This window comes from Paenisporosarcina sp. P5_A11, assembly GCF_056400705.1.
Window position 1 is genome coordinate 1 of record NZ_JBFUKT010000309.1, and the last position, 1,915, is coordinate 1,915.

Genomic DNA, 1,915 nt, shown 5'->3' on the forward strand with positions numbered 1-1,915 from the left:
CCCTTCATCCTCTACACCATTTACAACAAGACAAAATGGACAAACATAATCTGATGGCATATGCAGATATTTTGAATCATTCATAGAAACTCACCTCAAGATCTCCATTAATTTTGTTACACGTGTTTATCTAATCTTCTATCTTTTGGAATCTGCACCTTTAGTTTAAATTGTTTTTCCTAATAATTATATCTAAAACTGAAAAAACCTTGTTCAACTAACCTGCCCCGTTAGTTCAATAAAAAAAGGCTGCTTATGCAACCCGATGATYTTTGACTAAAGCACCCGTTAGTTGAAGAAGCATTATTCTTTATTACAATTTATAAAATAATCCTCTGCCAAATCTTTGATAACACAGTAACCCCATATAGAAAAGGTAGGATATTTTAACCATTCTTCTTTAGTAACAGGGCGTATTTCTTGGTATCCTCTCATAAGCATGCAAGTATTTGAAAAACATTGTTCAGATTTAAAGATGTCTGGATTAATTCCATCTTTTTCTAATGAACGATAACCAAATATCATGCCATCTACCCCTGTTTCATGGATAGTTTTTATATGAACATCGCCTTGTTCCAGTGTCTTTCTTCCTGCAATTGTTTCTGTAGTCGGAGGACTATCACCTATCCAATCCATTATGCCTGCCAAGAAAGTACGCTTATATACTTTTGACACTTCAATTACACGCCCGCATGCGAACTTATCAGAAGGTAAAGGTATGGCCCAAAATTGTCCTGGTATCAAGGATGAATTTGATTTAGGTGAAAAGGATAAGATACTTTTCGCATTTTTTCTTGCACCACCATAGGTTATTTTAATGGACAATTCAACTAACCTGCCCCGTTAGTTGAAGAAGGAAAATAGCTAGGACAACCTTGTTAACAATTTACTCAATTTCTTTTTTTGGTGGTAGAAATAAAGTAATCAAAATAAAAAGGCCAATTATTAACTGAAAAGTAGGGAGACCAAAAAGAAACCCTTTGTTGTAACTATCAATAATTCTATATGMTTGAAAAGAAATAAAAAATATCATAAGTATTATTAAACCAATTCGGTATTTAAATTTAATATTCATTTTTTAACTCCATTTCTAAATACCATTGTTCAACTAAACTGCCYCGTTAGTTCAAGAAGAAAAAGCCGCCAAAGAGCCCAATGATCTTTAACTAAAGCACCCGTTAGTTTAATAAGCCAATCCAATTCTATCTCCTAACGTTTTTAGAAACTCTTTGTATTGTTCATTAGAAAGTTGAAACTGTTCATCAAAGAGTGTTTGTGCTTTTTGTTCATAACCATTTTGTTGCATAAGTACAATTAACATTGCCGTTCCTTGGGGTTCCCATCTCTCATCCTTCATCATATAGTTGATTAGTTCATCAATATTATCAATATTAAAAAAAGGCATTATAATATCTTCCATATCATTTTTCATTTGTTCAGAAAGTTTATCACTAATGACATTTTCGTTATATTTATACCACTCTTCTTGAAAAACACCTTTTAATTCGCTTACCCTTTTACGAACAATACAGTGATATTCTTTCGGAAACTTTGGTGATGAATCATTAAAATAAACTTCATAAGCATTGGATACAAATATTCCAGCATTAAAAGTAAAATCTATGTTTTCTTGATGGCTATATAAACTTGATTGAATATTGAAACACCAACCCATATCCCCTAAGTCCTTAAAATAATTTCTTCCATGTTTATTAAAACCTCTTGCTTTTAATAATGGGGCAATAGAATTTTTTATTATTTGGTCTAGTTCTTTTTGTAATTTAACCATTTAGCACCTCGTTTGTGGATGAATTGTCAGTTAAATTAACCCTACTCTAAGCTTAAATCTTATTCAACTAACCTGCCCCGTTAGTTGAAGATCAAAAGCCTCAACTTAGACACTACATCTTTTCAT

Annotated in this window: 2 protein-coding genes; both read right to left on the minus strand. The window is 32.0% G+C overall.

All coding sequences use genetic code 11. The annotated features are described in order from the left end of the window. Window positions 1–303: 303 nt before the first annotated feature. Entirely contained in the window at window positions 304–825 is a 522-nt protein-coding gene (locus tag AC1DOS_RS19755; protein ID WP_477538858.1) for an Imm26 family immunity protein, read from the minus strand. 358 nt (window positions 826–1,183) lie between these two features. Continuing rightward, a complete protein-coding gene (locus tag AC1DOS_RS19760) occupies window positions 1,184–1,789 on the minus strand; it encodes a DUF4304 domain-containing protein (protein ID WP_477538859.1) in 606 nt (201 codons plus the stop codon). Between the last annotated feature and the right edge of the window lie 126 nt (window positions 1,790–1,915).